Origin of the sequence: Bifidobacterium platyrrhinorum (assembly GCF_010667645.1) — a bacterium.
Lineage (GTDB): Bacteria > Actinomycetota > Actinomycetes > Actinomycetales > Bifidobacteriaceae > Bifidobacterium > Bifidobacterium platyrrhinorum.
Genome location: NZ_WHZV01000003.1, coordinates 159,966 through 179,664, shown reverse-complemented (window position 1 = coordinate 179,664; position 19,699 = coordinate 159,966). Strand labels below are relative to the sequence as shown.

General features: G+C 67.9%; 14 protein-coding genes. 2 read left to right on the top strand and 12 right to left on the bottom strand.

What is annotated here, in order from left to right; translation table 11 throughout:
• Window positions 1-26: 26 nt before the first annotated feature.
• From GFD21_RS05205 to GFD21_RS05150, 12 genes are all read right to left on the bottom strand, one after another.
• Window positions 27-1,103 (bottom strand): NADH:flavin oxidoreductase/NADH oxidase, encoded by a 1,077-nt coding sequence (locus GFD21_RS05205; protein WP_404801558.1) that lies wholly within the window; start codon window positions 1,101-1,103, stop codon window positions 27-29.
• Window positions 1,104-1,540: 437 nt separating this feature from the next.
• Window positions 1,541-3,820 (bottom strand): transglycosylase domain-containing protein, encoded by a 2,280-nt coding sequence (locus GFD21_RS05200; RefSeq protein ID WP_225431686.1) that lies wholly within the window; start codon window positions 3,818-3,820, stop codon window positions 1,541-1,543.
• Between the two features lie 248 nt (window positions 3,821-4,068).
• Window positions 4,069-4,764, bottom strand: a complete 696-nt coding sequence (locus GFD21_RS05195; protein ID WP_163196871.1) for a Crp/Fnr family transcriptional regulator — start codon at window positions 4,762-4,764, stop codon at window positions 4,069-4,071.
• Between the two features lie 158 nt (window positions 4,765-4,922).
• Window positions 4,923-6,086 carry a lipoate--protein ligase family protein gene (locus GFD21_RS05190; protein WP_404801557.1) on the bottom strand — a complete coding sequence of 388 codons (1,164 nt, stop codon included), beginning with the start codon at window positions 6,084-6,086 and terminating at the stop codon, window positions 4,923-4,925.
• Window positions 6,087-6,300: 214 nt separating this feature from the next.
• On the bottom strand, window positions 6,301-7,347 hold the full coding sequence (locus tag GFD21_RS05185) for a 3-isopropylmalate dehydrogenase (RefSeq protein WP_163196869.1): 1,047 nt from the start codon (window positions 7,345-7,347) through the stop codon (window positions 6,301-6,303).
• Between the two features lie 160 nt (window positions 7,348-7,507).
• A complete protein-coding gene (locus GFD21_RS05180; RefSeq protein WP_225431684.1) occupies window positions 7,508-9,928 on the bottom strand; it encodes a S9 family peptidase in 2,421 nt (806 codons plus the stop codon).
• A gap of 186 nt (window positions 9,929-10,114) precedes the next feature.
• Window positions 10,115-11,290, bottom strand: coding sequence for an App1 family protein (locus GFD21_RS05175; RefSeq protein WP_163196930.1), 1,176 nt, complete (start codon window positions 11,288-11,290; stop codon window positions 10,115-10,117).
• Window positions 11,291-11,400: 110 nt separating this feature from the next.
• Window positions 11,401-11,805 carry a glycine cleavage system protein GcvH gene (gcvH, locus tag GFD21_RS05170; RefSeq protein WP_163196867.1) on the bottom strand — a complete coding sequence of 135 codons (405 nt, stop codon included), beginning with the start codon at window positions 11,803-11,805 and terminating at the stop codon, window positions 11,401-11,403.
• A 650-nt stretch (window positions 11,806-12,455) separates the two neighbouring features.
• Window positions 12,456-14,123, bottom strand: coding sequence for a L,D-transpeptidase (locus tag GFD21_RS05165; RefSeq protein WP_225431682.1), 1,668 nt, complete (start codon window positions 14,121-14,123; stop codon window positions 12,456-12,458).
• 359 nt (window positions 14,124-14,482) lie between these two features.
• Window positions 14,483-15,589: an NAD(+) diphosphatase gene (nudC, locus tag GFD21_RS05160; protein WP_163196866.1), complete on the bottom strand. Its 1,107-nt coding sequence runs from the start codon at window positions 15,587-15,589 to the stop codon at window positions 14,483-14,485.
• Window positions 15,590-15,685: 96 nt separating this feature from the next.
• Window positions 15,686-16,534, bottom strand: coding sequence for an alpha/beta fold hydrolase (locus tag GFD21_RS05155; RefSeq protein WP_163196865.1), 849 nt, complete (start codon window positions 16,532-16,534; stop codon window positions 15,686-15,688).
• A 69-nt stretch (window positions 16,535-16,603) separates the two neighbouring features.
• On the bottom strand, window positions 16,604-17,230 hold the full coding sequence (locus tag GFD21_RS05150) for an NUDIX hydrolase family protein (RefSeq protein ID WP_163196864.1): 627 nt from the start codon (window positions 17,228-17,230) through the stop codon (window positions 16,604-16,606).
• Window positions 17,231-17,465: 235 nt separating this feature from the next.
• Here GFD21_RS05150 and trxA point away from each other — a divergent pair, with 235 nt between their 5' ends.
• Both trxA and GFD21_RS05140 read left to right on the top strand, forming a co-directional pair.
• Window positions 17,466-17,828 carry a thioredoxin gene (trxA, locus tag GFD21_RS05145; RefSeq protein ID WP_163196863.1) on the top strand — a complete coding sequence of 121 codons (363 nt, stop codon included), beginning with the start codon at window positions 17,466-17,468 and terminating at the stop codon, window positions 17,826-17,828.
• 174 nt (window positions 17,829-18,002) lie between these two features.
• Window positions 18,003-19,634, top strand: coding sequence for an FIVAR domain-containing protein (locus GFD21_RS05140; RefSeq protein WP_163196862.1), 1,632 nt, complete (start codon window positions 18,003-18,005; stop codon window positions 19,632-19,634).
• The last annotated feature ends 65 nt before the right edge of the window (window positions 19,635-19,699 follow it).

Sequence of the window (19,699 nt, the reverse complement as noted above, 5' to 3'; positions counted from 1 at the left end):
CAGAAACCGCCGCCGAAACCGGCGAATCAGTAGGCGCCGCGCACGTACTGGGGCCGGTAGGGGGCCTCGTCGGAGGGCACGCCGAGCTTGGAGGCGGCGCGCAACGGCCAGTACGGGTCGCGCAGCGCGGCGCGTCCGATCTCCACCGCATCGGCCTTGCCCTTGGCGAGCACCTTCTCCGCCTGCTTCGGCTTGGTGATGAGCCCGACCGCCGTGACCGGCACGCTGGCGCGGGTGCGCACCTGCGCGGAGAACGGCACCTGGTATTCGGGCTTGACCGGCACGGTGACGCCGGCGATGATGCCGCCGGTGGACACGTCCACCAGGTCGACGCCGTGCGCCTTGAGGATCTTGGACAGGGCGACCGTCTGGTCGAGGTCCCAGCCGCCGGCGGCCCAGTCGGTGGCGGAGACGCGCACGAGCAGCGGCATGTCCTCGGGGATCACGGCGCGGATCGCGTCGGCGACCTCGAGCAGGAACCGGATGCGCCCCTCGAAGCCGTTGCCGTACTCGTCCTCGCGCTCGTTGCTCAGCGGATCGAGGAACTGGGAGATGAGGTAGCCGTGCGCGGCGTGGATCTCGATGGCCTGGAATCCGGCGGCCACGGCGCGGCCCGCGGCGGCGGCGAAGGCGCCGACCAGTCCGTGGATCTCGTCGACGGACAGGGCTCGGGGCGTATCGTAGTCGCCGAACGGGATCGCGCTCGGCGCGACGGTCTGCCAGCCGCCCTCCTCGCCCGGCACGGTCTCGTGCTCATGGCCGACGGCGAACGAGCCGGTCGAGCCCTTGCGGCCCGCGTGGTTGAGCTGGATGGCGGCCACGGCGCCCGCCTCCTTGATGCCTTCGACGATCCAGCGCCAGGAGTCGATCTGCCAGTCGGCCCACAGGCCCACGTCGTTGGGCGAGATGCGGCCTTCGGGCGCGACGGCGGTCGCCTCGGCGATGATCATGCCGAAGCCGCCCATCGCACGGGAGACGTAATGCTGGTAGTGGAACGGCGTGGGGCGGCCGTCCTGCGCGAACGCGGAATAGGTGTCCATCGGCGGCATCCAGATGCGGTTGCGGATGGTCAGGCCGCGCAGGGTCATCGGACGGAACAGCATGGGGCCGTGGCCGCCGGACGGGAAGGTCGTGCCCGCGCCGGCGGCGGTCGCGCCGCCCTTCCCCTTCTTCGACGCCTTGCCCTTGCCGTCCTTCGCCTTGGCGGTCTTGGTCTTGGCCGGCTTGGCCGGCTTCGGCTGTTTGGCGGCCTTCCCGGCGGCCGCGGCGGAGCCGACGAGGTTCGGCACGTCCAGCCCCCTGAAGTCGAAATCGTGCGGTGCCTCGATGCCGGCCGCGTCATCGGCCGCGCTTGCGGCGCGTTCATCGCTCATGAATGGTCCCCTTCGCGAAAATCATGGTATGTGGTGTGACTCATTGTAATCCGGCGCCGGGGCCGGAATACGCGGAACGCCCACCGTGATGGCGGGCGTTCCCTGATCGCGCGGGGCGCTACGTAGCTGGCGCGGCGCCGGATGTCACCGGCGCCGACCGACCGGCGCTACTGCTGGGGCATGGTGGACGTGCCGTCGTTGATGTCGCCGTCATCGACCTCGCCGTCCGTGGTGCCCTGCTGCTGCGTTTGCGTCTGCGTATCCTGCTGCGTCTGCTGCTGGGTCTGCGTCTGCGTGTTCTGCTGCGTGGTGGTCGTGGACCCGGCCGTGTACTTGGCGCTCGGGTTGCCGTAGCTGTTGTCGATCGGGATGCCGGCCGTGTCGACGTAGCGCTGCATGAACTCCTTCCACGCGGGCTCCGCGATGTACATGCCGTACCAGGTCGGGCGGTACACGCCGTTGATCGTCTTGTAGTTGAACGACTGCGGCGTCTCCGCGTTGCCGACGGCCACGAAGGTGGCGACCTGCGGGATGAAGCCGCCCGTGAGCATGTACGTGTCCTCGTTGGTGCCGGTCTTCGCGAAGGTCTTGCGGCCGCCGCTCAGCTGCGCGTCCACGGCGTTGCCGCCGGAGCGGACGACGCCCTGGTTGATGGCGTACGCGGTGGTCTCGGCGATCTCCGGGTCAATGGCCTGATGGCAGTTCGCGGACGGCACCTTGTAGTTCTTGCCGGCGCGGTCGGTCATCTTGGTGATGGCGATCGGGGTGCACTCCACGCCCTTGGCGGCGATGGTCGCGTACACGTTCGCCATGGTCAGCGGCGAGGCCTGCACGGTGCCGATCACCATCGGGGGCTGGAACGAGTTGGAGGAGTAGATGTCCTCCTGGCCCTGGATGGAGTTGTGGTAGCCCATCGCCTTGGCCGCGTCCGCGATGGCGCACAGGCCGATCTGCTGGGTCATCGAGGCCTGGGTGGTGTTGTGCGAGAGCACGAGGCCCTGCAGCGGGCTTTCGTTGGAGGTGCCGCCGCCGGAGTTCTGCACGCTCCAGGTGCCGGCGAAGCTGTAGCCGTTGCAGCTGAAGCTGGCGGTGTTGTACGCGGTGGAGGTGCGCAGGTACTGGTTGATGGACTTGCCCTGCTGCATCCACGCGACCAGGTTGATCGGCTTCCACGTGGAGCCGACCTGGAAGCCCCAGCCGCCGCCGTCCTGTTCGTCGACCGCGTAGTTCACGGCCGTTCGCGTCGAATCGATCTTCGCCAGATCGGTGGCGTCGTAGGTGCGGTTGATGCCGAAGCCGAGCACCTCGCCGGTGCCCGGGCGGATCGAGGCTATGGCGATCTCGAAGCCGGTGGGGTCGTTCGGCGGGATGGTGTTGCGCGCCGTGTCCATGGCGATGCTGTTGGCGTTCACGTCCATCGTGGTGACGATGGACAGGCCGCCCTCCTTGAGGAGCTTGTTGCGGTCCTCCTCGGTGGCGCCGAACTCCTTGTTCTTGAGGATCTGGCGGGTCACGTAGTCGCAGAAGAACGCGGCGTCGCCGGCCACCTGGCAGCCGGAGTCGATGGACTGCACGTTGAGCGTGTCCTTGAGCGGCGTCTTGACCGCCTCGTCATGCTGCTTCTGGGTGATGTACCCCTCCTGCAGCATGAGGTCGAGCACGATGTTGCGCTGCTTCTGCGACTCCTTGAGGTTCTCGTCGCTGGTGGGGTCGTACTTGGCCGGGTTCTTGGTGATGGCGGCGATGGTGGCCGCCTGCACGATGTTCAGGTCCTTGGCGGAGGTGTTGAAGTAGCGCTTCGCGGCGCTTTCCACGCCGTACAGGTTGTGGTTGCCGAACTGGGCGATGTTGAGGTAGCCCTGCAGGATCTCGAGCTTGGAGTATTCCTTCTCCATCTGCACGGCGATGAGCATCTCGCGCACCTTGCGCGCGACGGTCTGTTCGGAGGCGTGGTATTCGGCGATCGGGTCGTCGTCCTCGCGGGCCTGCATGGCGAGCACGTTCTTCACGTACTGCTGGGTGAGGGTCGAACCGCCCTGGGTGTCGCCCTTCTTCACGAAGGTCTGGAAGAAGGCGCGCATGACGCCCTGCACGTCCACGCCGTGATGCTTGAAGAACCGTCGGTCCTCACGGGCCACCACGGCCTGCTGCATCGGCTTGGAGATGCTCTTGAGCGGGACGACGGTGCGGTTGTCGGCATAGAATTCGGCGATCTTGGTCGTGCCGTCGGAAGCGTACATCACGGACTTCTGCGGCAGGGAGGTCACATCGAAGTCGACGCCCTCGACCTTCAGCGACGGGACCACCGCACGGGCCACCGAGTTCATGCCGAACACGGCTGGGGAGAACAGCGCGGCCATGACCACGCCACCGCCCACGCACAGCATGATATAGGCCAGCAATAGGGTGAGCACACGTCGAACGGTAAGGGACTTCTTTTTCGGCATGCGCCCCATTCTAAGTGGGTGGGTATACCGAGGGTCCGTCCGTGCCCGCGGATGGGCAATCATTCACAGGAACCGCACTCCCTGAACGTCTCCCGGGAGCGGGCCGGACGCCGTCGTCGGACGGTCGGGATGCCCGTCGGACGCCGTCGTCGGACGGCCGGGCGGCCGTCGCCCCCAGCCGGACGGTCCTTGCGGCGGCGCAGGTGCGGCCGGCCCCGCGGATGGGGAGGCCCAGCGACGCGGACCGTTCAGCGGCGCGAGCGGCGGATGAGCATGCCCGGCTGGTAGATGATGATGGAACGGCCCTCGCGCGCGATCCACCCGCGGTTCGCGAAGTCCATGAGCGCCTTGTTCACCGTCTCGCGGCTGGAGCCGACGAGCTGCGCCATCTCCGCCTGCGTGAGGTCGTGCGGCACCTTGAGCCCCTCCTCCACCGGCTCGCCGAACCGGGAGGCGAGGTTGATGAGGGTCTTGGCCAGACGTGCCGGCACGTCCATGAACACCAGGTCGGAGATGTGCTCGTTGTTGGAGCGCATGCGGCCGGCCATGACCTGCAGCATGTCGATGGCGACGCGGGGATGCTGGTCGAGCCAGTGGAAGAGCGCGTCATGCTCGAGCCACACCACGCGCGTGCCGTGGTTCATCGCGAGCGCGGACGCGGTGCGCGGGCCGCCGGTCGGGTCGAAGACGGGGATCTCGCCGAACACCTCGCCCGGCGCGTGGATGGACAGCAGCTGGATGCGGTGGTCGGAGGATTCGCGGATGAGCTTGACGCGGCCGCGTTCCAGCAGGTACATGCGATGGTCTGTGCCGCCCTGTTCGAAGATGGCGTCGCCCTTGTCGTAGACCGCCTGGTTGAGATGCGGGATGAGCTCCTCCGCCTGTTCGGGGGACACCTGCTTGAACAGCGCGGTGTGCAGGAGCAGGTTCTCCTCCTCTGGCATCGCATTCGGCTTGTCCGCCACCTCTACATCACCATTCCCTCATCGGCTCGCCGGCTTCCTTGACCATTCGCCTCATTGTACCGCACGGCCCCTTGACCCGTCGTGAAGGTACCGTGACCGTTCACATGCGTGCGGTCGAACCGGTACCCGCGTCGGCCCTAGCGTCGCCCTCCCCCGGTATCGGTACCGTCTTCTCCGCGCCCGGCAACGCCGGCGCCGGCGTGCGCGTGCAGGAAATCCAGCAGGTATCCGACGATCCGTGTCCGTGTCATGCCGGTCTGGCTGCGCATCGGGTCGACGCGTTTGACGGCCGATTGCACGGCCTTGTCGCTCATCTTCTCGCGGCTTGTGTTGAGCACCCGGCCCATCTTCGCCGCGTCGATGTCGTACGCCATCGTCACATGGTGGAGCACGGCGCCGGGGGCCTCCCCCGCCCCCCGCCGCTTCGGCGCGGGGAACCGCCGTTGCGCGGCGCCGCCGATCTTGCCGTGCTGCGAGGCGAGGTCGTTGAGCCCGGCGAACCGCACGTCGAGCCCCAGCCCGCGCAGCGCCCCGACGAGCCAGCGGTCGCACAGCCGGTACGAATCCGCGACGTCCATGCCGTCGACGAACCACAGCGGCGCGTACAGGGAATAGGTGATGGTGTTGCCCGGTTCGATGAACATGGCGCCGCCGCCCGTGCACCGGCGCACCACCTCGATGCCCTCGGCACGCGCGACGTCCTCGTGCACCTCGTCGGGGACGGATTGGAAACGGCCCACGACCACGCAGGGCCCGGCCCACTCCCAGATGCGCAGCGTGGGGCGGCGCTCCCCCGCCGCGACCTTGCGCGCCCAACGCTCGTCGACCGCCATCTGTTCGGCCGGCATGCGCGGCACGTCGTGCACGATCTCGAGTCCGGGCCACAAACGGTTCCAGCGATCCGCGAGGAGGGCGTCGTCATCGGCCGTGATCGCGGAGTCCTTCACGATGGAGTCGTTGGCGCCGTGCCCATACGAAACCGGATCGGCGCCCCGGGCCCGGATATAGGCCGTCGCGATGGCCGTGGCATCCGTACCGACAAGGCGGGCGCGTGGATGACGGTCGAGCGCCTCTTCGACCATGGCCGTCACGGCATCGACGGCCCCCATCAGGCCACCGGACGCCATCGGATCCGCATCGGCCCCGGGCGCGGCATCATGGTCCGCACCGGACGCGCGCCCGACGTCGCGCAGAAGCACATGTTCGATGTCGCGCAACAGCGCATCGGCGGAGACGTCGCAATCCGCCTCGATGAAGAAATCGCCGTCGATCCGCACATGCCGCGCCGCATCACCCGCCATCGCACCGGCATCACCATCCGACGACGCGAAACCAATCCGCCCATCAACCGCGTCCGTCCCCGGCGCGACCGCTCCAGCGGCATCCGTCCCGACGGTCACCGCCACCAGCTTGCCGCCCGGAACCTTATATTCCCCACGTGTCGCGTTCATATCCGAAACCATAACAAAAGACCCCTCTGACGGGACGGACCATCAGAGGGGCGGAACGCACGGATCACATGCGGTTGAGGATGTCCTTGCCGACCTGGTCGGTGGTGCGGACGGTGGAGCCGAGCTCCTCGATGTCCGCCTCGACGGCCTTGTGGATCCTCTGCGCGGCCTCGTCGAAGCCGAGATGCTCGAGCAACATGGCGGCGGAGAGGATCGCGGCGGTCGGGTTGGCCTTGTTCTGGCCGGCGATGTCCGGCGCGGAGCCGTGGATCGGCTCGAACATGGACGGGTATTCGTCGGAGGCGTTGATGCAGCCGGAGGCGGAGTAGCCCACGCCGCCCACCACGGCGCCGGCTTCGTCGGTGAGGATGTCGCCGAAGAGGTTGTCAGTGAGGATCACGTCGAACTTCGACGGGTCGGACACGAGGAAGATGGTGGCCGCGTCGATGTGCGAGTAGTCGTGCGTGACCTCCGGGTACTCCTCGCCGACCTTGTCGACGATGCGCTGCCACATGTCGCCGGCGTTGACGAGCACGTTCTTCTTGTGCACGAGCGTGATGTGCTTGCGGCGCTTCATGGCGAGCTTGAACGCGTAGCGCACGACGCGCTCCACGCCGTACGCGGTGTTGATGGACACCTCGGTGGCCACCTCGTTCGGAGTATTGCGGCGCACCGCGCCGCCGGCGCCGCAGTACAGGCCCTCGGTGCCCTCGCGCACGACGACGAAGTCGATGTCGCCTGGGTTGGCGAGCGGCGAGGTGACGCCCTTGTACAGCTTGGACGGACGCAGGTTCACGTACTGGTCGAGATCGAAGCGGAGCTTCAGCAGCAGGCCGCGCTCCAGAATGCCGGCCTTGATGCGCGGGTCGCCGACGGCGCCGAGCAGGATCGCGTCGGTCTTCTTGATGCGCTCCTCCTCGTCCTCGGGCAGGATGGAGCCGTCGCGCAGGTAGCGCTCGGCGCCCAGGTCGAAGGGCTCGTACTCGAATTCGGCCACGCCCTCGGCGGCCTTCTCGAGCGCCTTCTGCGCCCACGGGGTGACTTCCTTGCCGATGCCGTCGCCGGGGATGACGGCGATCGTGTACTTCTTCGTTGCGGTGTTTTCGCTCATGGCACGAGACGTTACTCGCGGCCGCACGGCGTCCACGTTCGCCGTTCAGCAAATGGACAACGGACGGGCGGCCCCGGCAAGCCCCACCCCGGCCGGCTCACACCGGCCCCTGACCCGCGGACGGCCCACCGGGCCGTCCTTCATCGGGTCATCCGTATTTTCATCGGGTCAGGCCCATCACATCGAGGCACCAGGCGTTTTCGTAGGAGACCTCCTCCCACTGCTTGTAACGCCCGGAGATGCCGCCGTGGCCGGCCTCCACCTCGATCTTGGCGATCGCGTCGAAGCCGCGCGACTGCATGGCGGCCAGCCATTTGAGCGGCTCCACGTACAGCACGCGGGTGTCGTTCATCGACGTGGTGATGAAGATGCGCGGGAATCTGGTGCCCGCGTCCGGCAGGTTCTCGTACGGCGTGTACGACTTCATGTACCGGTACACGTCCTCGTCGTGCAGCGGGTCTCCCCACTCGTCCCATTCGGTGACGGTCAGCGGCAGCGACGGGTCGAGGATGGAGGTGAGCGCGTCCACGAACGGCACGTCCGCCTCGATGCCCGCGTAACGATCCGGCGCGAGGTTCGCCACGGCGCCCATGAGCAGACCGCCGGCGGAGCCGCCGTTGGCGACGGTGCGGCGCGGGTCGGCCAGATGCGCGCGCTGCAGGGCGATGGTCGCGTCGACGAAGTCCTCGAACGAATGCTTCTTATTGAGCCTGCGCCCCTGCTCGTACCAGGCGCGGCCGAGCTCGCCGCCGCCGCGGATGTGCGGCACGGCGTACAGCACGCCGCGGTCGAGCATGCTCAGGCGCGCGACGGAGAAGTTCGGGTCGGAGGAGATCTCGTACGCGCCGTAGCCGGTGATGAACATCGGCGAGTCCTGCGCGGGGAAGTCGCGGTGCCACACGAGCGAGACGGGGATGCGTTCGCCGTCGCGCGCCTTGATCCACACGCGGCGCTCCATGTAGTCGCGCGGGTCGAAGCCGCCGAGCACGGTGGCGCGTTTGAGCAGACGGTCCTCGCCGGTCGACGGGTCGATCTCGTGCAGTTCGCCGGGGCGCGTGTAGCTGGTGAACGAGTAGCGCATGCGCGGCGCGTCGTACGACGGGTTGCCGCCGGTGCCGATCGAATAGAGGCGGCGCGTCTCGCCGGGCAGGTGGTCGTCGCTGGCGCCGTCGGACGACGACGTGTGGTCGGTGACGCCCATGTGGCCGGCGTCCCAGTCGGAGGCCCACAGGGTCTCGCCGTGGTCGCCGGTCAGGTCGCGGTCGTCGGCGACCATGTCCCAGTCGTTCTCGAGCGCCGGGGGCAGCAGTTCGGTGAACCGCCACGGGCGGCCGGCGAGGAAGTCCTCGGCGGCGAGCGCCTTGGGCATGACGGCCACGTGCTGCAGGCCGTCGGCGCGGTAGGCGAGCGTGACGAAATGCCTGTGGATGGAGATGCCTTCGACGCCCAGCCCGTGCAGTCCCTGCAGGATGGCCGGGTTCGCGGGGTTGAAGTACGCCTCGGTAATCGCCCTGCCGGGGTTGTCGCCGCCGCCGCGTTCGCAGCCGTACGGCGAGCCCTCGGCCACGCACACGCCCTCGCCGAGCGTGTACGGCGGCTCGTGGCGGCTCATGTCGATGACGTCGACCTCGAAGTTCGGGTTCTTCGCGTTGTGGTAGACGACGGCGAGCGGCAGGTCGGCGCCGTGCTCCCCCGCCCCTTCGAAGCAGGCGAAGCTCACATCGTATTCGACGTCCGTCTTGCGCGGGATGAACGCGCGGAATTCGCCTTCCGGATCGTCCACCGGCAGCATGAGCACCTCGGTGGTGGTCTTGGATCCGGTGCCGAGCACGATGTTGCGCTCGTCGAAGCTCAGGCCCACGCCCACCCAGAAGCGTTCGTCCTCCTCGCGGTACACGCACACGTCGTCCCCGACCGGCGTGCCGACCTTGTGCCGCCACACGGCGCAGGGGCGCCAGGCGTCGTCGAGCTCCACCCAGAACACGTAGCCGCCGTCGGGCGTGAAGCAGGCGCCGCCCACGCCGGCGAACACCTCGGGCCGGTCCTCGCCGGTTTCGAGGTCGCGGATGCGGTAGTCGTAGCGTTCGTCGCCGGCGGTGTCGACGCCGTAGAGCATCCACCGGCCGTCGCGGCTCAGGTCCATGCCGCCGAGGCGGAAGAAGTCGTGGCCTTCGGACTCCTTGTTCGCGTCGAAGACGGCGCTCTCCCCCGCCAGCGTGCCGGGTTCGCCGAACGGGTCGACCTGCGGCGGGTCCCAGTCGTCCGCACCGCGCACGGGCATGCGGCACTGCACCGCGTACTGGCGCCCCTCCCGGGTGCGCGCGAAATACCAGTAGTCGTTGATGCGTACGGGCACCGACATGTCGGTCTCCTGCACGTGGGATTTCAGCTCGTCGAACAGGGTGTGGCGCAGCCCCTCGAGATGCGCGTTGCGCGCCTCGCACAGGCGGTTCTGCGCCGCCACGTAGTCGCGCGTGCGCGGCGCGTCCTTGTCGCGCATCCACTCGTACGGGTCGACGAACACGTCGCCGTGGTGTTCGCGCCTCGTCGGTTCGCGGTCCGCCACCGGCACCGGGGGCATGACGCCTGCGTCTCGTTCTTCGTGCTCATGGCCGCCAACACCGCCGGCCAGGTTCTTCTCATCGGTCATAAGGGGCATTATATGCCCGCCCCATGCACCGGGGCGATTCCGGGCCGGATGCGCGGCCCCGGAATTCGCCCCGCGATCCCCGGCGAAGCGCCCCGCACCGCCGGGGCACCCCTCGCCTTACGCCATATGCGATTTCAGGTAGGGCAGCATCGTCTTCATGAGGTTCGCCCCGGTGGTGCCGGTGAACACGGGCACGTCGGTGGCGGGCATCGGCTGCGTGGCCGTCATGCCGGCCGGGTTGATGCCGAACGGCATCGACTCGCGCGGGCTGAGCTGGCGGATCGCGATGGCGAGCACACGCCCCGGGTACCGCCGCACGATGGTGGCGTAGGTGGTCGGGTCCTTCTGCCCATCGTCGCCGACGAGAATGAACCTCATGTCGGGGAAGTCGGCCATGAGCTGTTCGACGAATTCGAGCTTGTGCTGCGGGCCCGTGGGGATGAAGGTCTTCGGGCGTGGGTCGAGGTCGCGCAGCAGCAGCGGCCCTTCGGGGAACCCGTGGTTCTCGATGAAGTGGCGGATCGAGCCCTCGACGTTCCACGGCGAGGTGGACAGGTAGAAGAACGGCGCGTCCGGGAACAGGTCGGCGAGTTTGGTGAACAGCACGCTCATGCCGGGCACGGACGCCTTCTTGTCCGGGTTAAGGAACAGCAGGTTCCACGCGGCCTTCCACAGGACGGGCGCCTGCGTGATCATGATGGTGTCGTCGACGTCGGAGATGATGCCGACCTTCGCGCTTGTGGGGATGGTGAACAGGTTCGCGCGCACCGGCTTGCGGCCGTTGACGCGGTACGAGACCCGGTGCACGCCCGGTTCGAGCCGGTGCTCGGCGACGAGGTCGAGGTAGCCGGAGGTGTCGGAGATGGCGTATTCGCTGTCGAGGTCCGGCCGCGCGTCCACCGCGTCGAAGCGTTCGCTCTCGCCGACCTGCACGGTTTCGAGCGGCACGTCGTCGATGCGGATCTTCACCTGCGTGTGCGGCGAGGGAATGGCGAGCATGCCGCGGATGCCGCGCGTGGCGCGCCCGTATTCGCTGTGTTCGGGCGCGTAGACGGTGCGGCAGATGAGCCGCGAATAGTCGTTGGTGCCGTAGCCGACGTACGGGTCGACGCGCGGGAACCAGTCGAGCCGGTGCGCGGCGCGGGTGGCGCCCGTCACCCACACGTTGAACACGCGTGTGACGACGCGGCGCACGAGGCGTTCGAGGAACGGCTGTGCCTCGAAGCGTTCGCGCCGGGAGGCGGCGTCGAACGTGGTGACGGCGTGGCGCGCGGGGATCGGAACGGTGGGCATGTCGTCGCCGACGGCGGTGCCCGGTGCGGGCGTGGTCGCGGACGCGCGGGCGCCCAGTCCTGCACCGCCGATGCCCGTGCCGGTCTCCGCCACCCGCCGTTCCGCGCGGTTCATCGGATGACCTTCAGATACTGTTCGGCGGTGAGCAGTTCCGGCTCGTCGTCCTCGAGCTCGATCTTCATGATCCAGCCTTCGCCGTACGGGTCGGAGTTGATGACGCTCGGGTCGTCGGAGACGGCCTGGTTCACGTAGCGGATGGTGCCGGCGACGGGTGCGATGAGCGGCTCGACCGCCTTGGAGGATTCGAGTTCGAGGACCTCGTCGCCCGCTTCGATGCGGGTGCCCGGCTCGGGCAGGTCCACGTAGACGAGTTCGCCGAGCTTCTCGGCGGCGTACTCGGTGATGCCGACCACGGCCGGGTCGAGCGTGGTGTCGATCCACACGTGGTCGTCGGAGTATTCGAGGTGCTCGGGCACGTCGAGGTTCAGCGGCTGGTCGTCAAGTTCATCACTCATAGCCACCAGAGTACCAACCCGTTACGAACACGCCCCGCGCACCGGGAAGCGCCGCCGGCGTCTCATCGCTTCCCGCCCGAGGCGTCATCACCCCGGTCGCATCATCTCAGTTACGTCACCCCAGTTACGTCACCCTGGTCGCACCACTCCCAGTTACATCACCCCAACTACGTCACCCCGGTTACATCATCACCTCAGTCACGTCATCACCCCGGTCACACCACTCCCGGTCACACCACCTCAACTACATCACCCAGGTCACACCACCCTTGGTCACACCACCCCGGTTGCGCCACATCATCCCCAAGCGATAACAACATCTCCGCCGGAGGCGGATATTACGGAGATGATCCCTCTGCTCCGTAATTTCGGACGCTGAATTGAACTCAGCGGCGGTTTCCACGGAAATCGCCCCACCGCTCCGTAATATCCGCCGATAAACCAAACTCAGCGGCGGAAAATACGGAAATCAACCCACTGCTCCGTGATTTCGGTCACTGAATCGAAGTAAGCGGCGGTTCCTACGGAGACGACCCTTCCGCTCTGTAATTTCCACCGCTTACGCGGCCTCAGCGGCGGAACATACGGAAGGACCCCGCCTGATGGAATCAGACGGGGTCCTGGACCGTTGGAAGCGAATGCGCCGAAGCTCAGCGCACCGGGCCGGACGGCTGGGTGCCGACGACCTGGACGAGGGTGCCCTCCGGGCAGTTCTCGTAAATCCACTCGGCGTCCTGCTCGTACATGTTCACGCAGCCGTGGGAACCGTGGTTTGCCGGGTCGCCCGAGGCGATGCCGCCGTAGTTCCAGGAGGCGGTGTGGAAGCCTTCGCCGCCGTTGAAGTAGCTGACCCACTTCACGCCCGGAGACAGGTACTTGCTGCCGTCATCGTTGTAGCCGCGCATGTCCTGCACGCGGTACTTGAGGTAGATGTACCAGTTGCCGCTGTCGGTCTCGTTGCCGCCGGGGCCGCCGGTGCACACGAGGAAGGACTTGACCTGCTGGCCGTTATGGTACACGACGGCGGTCTGCGAGCTCTTGTCGATGACGACGCGCCACTCGCTCTGCTTCTGCTTGACGTCGAACTTGGTCACGTCGGCGGTGACCTGCACGGTGCCGCCGTTGCCCTCCTTGAGGGTGTCGAGCACCTGCTCGGCGGCCTTGTCGGTGTCCTTGACGGCCACGCCGTCCACGCCCTTGACCTGCGCGGCGACGATCACGGAGCCGTTGCCGTCGACGATGTCCTCCTGGGAGACCATGTCCTGGTTGAGCTGGCCGGGCAGCTGCTCGGCCATGTACTTCTTGATGGCCACGCTGTCGTAGGAGAGGGTGATAGCGCCCTGGGACGGACGGGACTCGGCCTTGATCCACGAGGCGACGGCGTCGTTCGGCAGCTCGAACTGCTTGGCGTTGCCGTTGGTCATGACGATCTTGTTGTTGAGGCGCTGGTTGGCGGCGTCGGCGGCCTTCTGCGCCGCCTCGAGGGAAATCGGGGTGTCGATGGTCTCGTCCGTGATGCTCACGGAGGCGGCGGTGCCGGGCTCGGCGATGGCCTGCTTGACGGCGCTGACGACCTTGGCGACCTTCGGGGTCTTGCCGGCGCGGCCCTCGGTGGCGGCGAACGCCTGCGCGTTGGCGTCGTACGCGATGGAGGACGGCACGGCGCGTTCGTCGTCGGAGACGAGCTTGGCGGACAGGAAGTCGCTCAGGGCGGCGTTGTCGGTGCTGGCGGTCAGCGGCACGTCGACGTGGCCGAACGGGTTGACGCGCAGGATGTCCTCGCCGATGTTGGAGGAGGACTTGGCGTCCATGATCGCGTCGACGGTCTGGTCAACGTCGATGTTCACCCCGAGGTCCTTGAGCGAGGCGGTGACGGACTTGCCGTTGGAGTCCTTGACAGTGACGGCGGAGTCCTTGATGGCCTGGTCGACGGTGGCCTTCACCTCGTCGCGGGTCTGGCCCACGACGCTCGCGGAACCGAAACGCACGCCCGGGGCGACCTTGTCGGCGTAGTAGGCGCGGGCGCCAAAGAACGCGCCGACGAGCGCGACGAGCAGCACCGCCACGAGGGACAGCGTGATGATCAGGCCCTTGCGCGACTTCCTCGCGGCCGTGGTGCCGATGTTGAGATCCTCCGGCGGTACGGCGGCAGCGGCCGCGACGCCTGCGGGGGGAACGATTCCCGTGCCCGAGGTGCCGGCCAGCGGGGCGGCCTCGTCGGGGGTGATCGGCGGCATGGCCTGCGTGGTCTCGAAATCCTCACGCATAGCGCCGTACTCCGGACGACCTTCCGGCTGCTGATTGCGTTCGTCAGTCATTACCGATCCTTAGTTTCGCTTCTTGCTCTTGACCGCCGTTCCAACCAGCGGACTGTGTCCGACTGTACATCAACACCATCCCAGAGGACAGGGGTGCGACGGCGCTTTCGCCGCGACTCGCCGCGCATCGCAACGATTTGTGGCGTATATCACTATTCGAGATATGTCTATTCGTCGCACATGCGCGCCGGAAAGTCGAGGAAGCATCCGGCCACACGACCACACGACCACACGACCACACGACCACACGACCACACGGGCACACGGGCACACGAACACACGAACACACAACCACACAGCCACACGGTTGGCCGCACAGCCACACAGCCCGTGACCCACGGCCGCATCCCGCCCACGGCTCACAGCTCGTGGCCGAGCCACTCCTCAATCATGTAGCGGGCGATGGTCGCCTTGCCCGGCGCGCTCATGCGCCCGGAGATCAGCGCGGCCATGTATTCGTCCGGAGTGACCCACTTCGCCTCGACGGTCTCGTCGCCGTCCACGCGCACGTCGGTGGTGAGCGCGTGCGCCTTGAACGCCATCATCAGCGAGGCGGGGAACGGCCACGGCTGCGAGCCGAGGTACTTCACCTCGCCCAGGCGGATGCCCACCTCCTCGAGCGCCTCGCGTCGGGCCGCGTGCTCGAGATTCTCGCCGGCCTCCACGAACCCGGCGGACACCGAGTACAGCGTGGGGTTCTTCCATGCGGCGTTGTGCTGCATGAGCGCACGGCCGGCCGAGTCCACGATGATGGTGATCACGGCGGGTTCGACGCGCGGGAAGAGGAGGCGGCGGCCGTCCGCCGTGTTCGTGCAGCGTTGCGCCCATCCGCCGTTCGCGGTCTCGACGGGCGATCCGCAGGTCGGGCAGAAACGCTGGCGGTTATGCCAGATGCTCAGGGTGATGGCGCTGGTCGCCTGCCCCGCCTCGCGTGCGGAGGCGTGGGGCGCGAATCCGCGCAAGTCCACCCAGTCGAAGCGGTCGAACGCCTGCTCGAGCAGGCTCGCGCCCGCGCCGGCCCGGGCGCCGCCCTTGAGCACGGTGCCGCCGGTGCCGTCCTCGGGTTCGTCGAAGGCGGCGTCGGCGCCCTGTTCGCTGCCGTCGGCGATGCGCGCCACGCGTGTGATGTCGACGGCGATGACGTGCTCGTCGCGACGGCCGCCGTAGCTGCCGAGGAACATGGCCACGGCCTGCGGGTGCGTGGCGAGTTCGCCCGCCACGTACGCGCCCGGCAGGGTGGCGAGGCGCATCTTCACGTTCTCGTAGTCGGCGAGCTCGCCCTGCCCGCGCGGCACGGCGATCTTGCCGTCGCGCGTGAGGATCACCTTGGTGGCGGGTTCGAGCAGGACCTTCGCGATGAGGTCGGGTTCGACGCGGCGTTCGGTCTGGTAGTCGATGTCGCCCTGCGCGAGCGGCAGGAACGGCAGCGCCTGCGTGAGCGCCAACGGGTTGAAGGACACGGTCATACTGCTTGATGCTCCTTATGTTTCCCTTGGATTTCGGATTTTCCGGATGCCATGTTCCCCGGGAAATCCGGTACGTTCCCCGGTCTCCCGGTCGCCCTACCGCGCCTGCACGCGCGCGACGAGGTCGACGAGCGCGGCGGCGACCACGTCCGGGTGTTCGACGGCGCTGAAGTGGCCGCAGTCCGGGATCGCGGTGAACGTGGCGTTCACGCCGATGCGTTCGGCGAGCGGGCGCATCACGTCCGGGTTCGAGGTGGGGTCGAGTTCGCCGGAGACGACGGCGACGGGCACGTCCATCGTCTCGGGCACGCCGGCGAGTTCCGGCCGGCCGTAGGTCATGCGCTGGCGCCAGGCGAGCCCGGCGGGGTTCTGCTCGTTGATCCATGCGGTCATCGTTTCGATGAACGCGGGCGAGCGCTTCACGGTGGAGTCGCCGTCGGCGGGCCTGGCGAAGTGCATGACCGGTTCGACGGAGTCCGTCGCCTCGCACGCGTCGGAGGTCCTGAGCCGCGCCTCGCCGCCGACGCCGTCGGAGGAGGCCATCGTGTCGCACAGGGCGACGCCGGCCACGACCTCCGGGTGGAGGCGGTACAGGTCGGTGACGAGGTAGCCGCCCATCGACAGGCCCGCCCACACGGCCTGCTCGTGGCCGGCGCGGTAGAGCAGGTCCACGTAGGATTCGGCCATGCGGTCGAGGGCGTCCGGGTAGGAGCCGTTGGCGGCGCGACGGCCGGACTCCCCGTCGTCCGGCGCCGGGGACAGGCCGGATCCGGGCATGTCGGGGGCCCAGATCGGGAAGGGGCGCAGTCCCCGTTCGTCGGCGAGCGCGGCGATGCGGGCCGCGCATGCGGTCCACATGCGCCCGTCCACCGGATATGCGTTGGCGAGCACGAGCGGGGTGCCGTCCCCGTCGCGCAGCACGCGGTTGTGAATGGCAAACGTCATGATGTTTTCTCCTTGCATGGGTTCGCGTGCGGCCCGTGCGCGGGTCCCGCGCATGCCGCACGCCGCGGCTCACGCGCCGCAGTATTCGAGCGCCTTGCGCACGATGCGGTCGTGGCCGTTGACCATCTGGTCGAGGAACGTGTCGAGCATGTCGGAGTGCGGGTCCACCCATTCGACGTCGAGCGTCTCGTCCTGCGGGCGGCAGTCGCCGGCGATGGGCACCACGTAGCACAGGGCGATGGCGTGCTGGCGGGGGTCGAAGTATTCGCTCAGGCCGGGCGTGGGGAAGAATTCGGCCACGGTGAACGGCTGCAGGTTGAGGGGCAGCACTGGCAGGGCGATGTCGCCGAGGTCCTTGGCGACGTTGCGGGCGATGGCCTCGCGCAGCGTCTCGTGGAAGAGCACGCGCCCGGAGATCACGGCGCGTTCCACCGAGCCGTCCTCGGTGACGCGCAGCAGGGAGCCGACCTGCGCGATGCGGCCGAATTCGTCGGTGCGCACGGGCACGATCTCCACGTATGCGATGGGCATCTGGCTGCGGGCGCGGTTGATGTCCGCCGGGTCGAGCCATCCGGGAGGGTTTCCGTGGCCGGAGCCGCGGATGAAGTCCTCGGGCGTGACATGGTCGAATTCCCCGCGCGGACGGTCGGCGTCGAAGTCGCCCTCGTCCGGCACCTCATCATTCATCACTGGCATGCACCCCATTATCGCGCGCCTCGCTGACCGGCGCGGGTTCTTTCTCAGCGCAACGCCCTTGTGTTTGTTCCGCCATGCTGGTTTGCTGGATGTCGGCGGATCGTCGCCGCGGCCGCGCGCGGGCGTGCGCGACGGCGCCGCACGCATGCGCCGCGTATGCATCGCATACATATATAAAGGTACGTTGCGTGCGTCGTATATGAAACGTATATGAAACGTATATAAGGAGAGTGCCATGGCCACCACGCAGATCAGCTCGGCCGAGTTCGAAAAGACCATCACCGACAACGACATCGTGTTCGTGGATTTCTGGGCCACGTGGTGCGGCCCGTGCCGTGCGTTCGGCCCGATCTACGAGGCGGCGAGCGACAAGCCGGAGAACGCCGGCATCACGTTCGCGAAGGTCGACATCGACCGGAACCAGGATCTCGCCGCGGCGGCCGGCATCCAGGCGGTGCCGACGCTGATGATCGTCAAGCAGGGCACGGTGGTGTTCCAGCAGGCCGGCGCGCTGCGCGCCGAGGATCTCGACGACCTCATCGACCAGGCGAAGAAGCTTGATGTGGCCGCGGCGAAGGCGGAGGCGGCGCAGGCCTGACGCCGTGCGCCCCGGTCCGCGCGCATCCACGCATCCACGCATCCACGTACCCGCATCGTACGTCCGTCCGCGGCGCACACCACCGAGGACCATGCCGTGAGCGTTCACACCGACGCTCGCCGACGGTGCGACGTCACGCTATGATATTGCCCAGCGTGTTCGTAGGGGGTATACATGGTGGATTCGAATTCGAAGCATACGCCGCATGACGGCGGCGCGGACGAGCCGAACTTCGGCGACGACGACGCGGCGCTCGGCGGCGGTTCGCTGCTCAACGCCGGCAAGGACGACGACTGGGACATCCCGTCGCTGATGTTCCCGAGCGTGGACGCCTCCGATGCGGACGGTTCGTCCGAGGTGCCCGCGGAGGCGCTGTCGTTCTCCGGCCTCGCCAAGCCCAAGGATGATTCCGGCGATTCTTCGGGAAACGGCCCGCAGGCTCCGTCGCATGATTTCCCCGCGGTGCCGGAGCCGGAGGCCAATGCCGGCACCGAAACGGCCGTGATCCCCGTGCGCACGCCGGTGTCGACCGAACTGCCGCCGGACCAGCCGTCCGTCGTGCCCGAGTCCGAGGCGCCGACGGTGTCCGTGCTCCCGCCGAAGGCGGCGCAATCGCCCGATTCGGGCGAGACGGAGGTCATCCCGCCGCTGATCAGCCAGTCCGCCGCGCTGGCGCGCACTCCCGTCACCGACCCGTTGGCCAAGCTCGCCTCGGTGGGCGAGGCGGCCGGCGACGGCGGCGGACTGGACATCGCCGGCACCGAGGACGAGCCCGCGGGCGGCGCGCACGGCAACGGCAAGGGTGGCGAAGACGCGGGATCCGCGACGAAGAGCCGCAACCGCAGGCCGATGGTCATCGCCGCCGTGGCGGCGGTGGCGGTCATCGCCGTGGTCGCGGGCGTGTTCGCGTTCCGCCACCATCAGCGGCAGTCCGCGATCGACACGGCCCTCGCCGCATGCCAGCAGGCCGCCGACGACGAGTCGAAGGCGGACGACGCGCTGGCCGCCGCCCTGAAGAAGGCCACGGCGGCCCAGAAGATCACCGCCGACCAGGTGGCCGACGCCACGACGCTGTCGAAACTCAAGTCCGCCGTCGCCGACGCGCAGGGCACGGTGACGACGCACGCCTGCACCGCCACGCTCACCGCGGCCGAGCTCAACGACCACGCGAAGGCGAACTCCGAGCTCGCCGGCACGCTCAGCGACCGGGCCAAGGCCGTCGTCTCCGCCACGGACGCGGTGACCGCCAGCCAGGAGAAGAAGAACACCGCGGACATCGCCACCGCCAAGCAGAGCCTGCAGACCGCGGTGAACGACGCGCAGACGCTGCTGACGACCAGCCAGGGCGCGGTGGCCGACGATTCCACCCGCCAGACGCTGCAGGCGGCCGTCGACGCGGCGAACACGCTGCTCAAGGACAGCAAGCCGAAGCTCGCGGCCCTCAAGAAGGCCCTGGCGGACATCCAGAGCGCCACCACGGCCGTCAACGAGTCGATGAGCTCCTACACCGCGAGCCAGAACGCCACGCAGAACCAGAACCAGACCAATAACGGGTACAACAACGGATACAACGGCTACTACCCGAATTACGGTTACGGCAACGGCTACTACCCGAACACCGGCAATGGCAACTCCGGGAATGGCAACGGTAACTCCAACAGCAATGGCGACAATAGCAATAACGGCAACGGCGGCAACGGGGAGTCCGGCGGCAACGGAAACGGCAATTCCAACGGGAACGGGAACAACGGCAATAACGGCAACGGGGAGTCCGGCGGCAACGGCACGCAGGACCAGGCCGAATAGCCGGGCGTGAGCCGACGGCCCATGCCGCTCCGGCCGAATCGACGGGAAGGGGGTGCATCCAGCCG

Bases quoted from the DNA above. Each gene is read 5' to 3' on its own strand.
- GFD21_RS05195 (WP_163196871.1), bottom strand. From the start codon at position 4,764: ATGCCAGAGGAGGAGAACCTGCTCCTGCACACCGCGCTGTTCAAGCAG.
- GFD21_RS05140 (WP_163196862.1), top strand. From the start codon at position 18,003: ATGGTGGATTCGAATTCGAAGCATACGCCGCATGACGGCGGCGCGGAC.
- gcvH (WP_163196867.1), bottom strand. From the start codon at position 11,805: ATGAGTGATGAACTTGACGACCAGCCGCTGAACCTCGACGTGCCCGAG.
- GFD21_RS05190 (WP_404801557.1), bottom strand. From the start codon at position 6,086: ATGGCGGGTGATGCGGCGCGGCATGTGCGGATCGACGGCGATTTCTTC.
- GFD21_RS05180 (WP_225431684.1), bottom strand. From the start codon at position 9,928: ATGCCCCCGGTGCCGGTGGCGGACCGCGAACCGACGAGGCGCGAACAC.
- GFD21_RS05200 (WP_225431686.1), bottom strand. From the start codon at position 3,820: ATGCCGAAAAAGAAGTCCCTTACCGTTCGACGTGTGCTCACCCTATTG.
- trxA (WP_163196863.1), top strand. From the start codon at position 17,466: ATGGCCACCACGCAGATCAGCTCGGCCGAGTTCGAAAAGACCATCACC.
- GFD21_RS05185 (WP_163196869.1), bottom strand. From the start codon at position 7,347: ATGAGCGAAAACACCGCAACGAAGAAGTACACGATCGCCGTCATCCCC.
- GFD21_RS05165 (WP_225431682.1), bottom strand. From the start codon at position 14,123: ATGACTGACGAACGCAATCAGCAGCCGGAAGGTCGTCCGGAGTACGGC.
- GFD21_RS05175 (WP_163196930.1), bottom strand. From the start codon at position 11,290: ATGCCCACCGTTCCGATCCCCGCGCGCCACGCCGTCACCACGTTCGAC.
- GFD21_RS05150 (WP_163196864.1), bottom strand. From the start codon at position 17,230: ATGCCAGTGATGAATGATGAGGTGCCGGACGAGGGCGACTTCGACGCC.
- nudC (WP_163196866.1), bottom strand. From the start codon at position 15,589: ATGACCGTGTCCTTCAACCCGTTGGCGCTCACGCAGGCGCTGCCGTTC.
- GFD21_RS05155 (WP_163196865.1), bottom strand. From the start codon at position 16,534: ATGACGTTTGCCATTCACAACCGCGTGCTGCGCGACGGGGACGGCACC.
- GFD21_RS05205 (WP_404801558.1), bottom strand. From the start codon at position 1,103: ATGCTGTTCCGTCCGATGACCCTGCGCGGCCTGACCATCCGCAACCGC.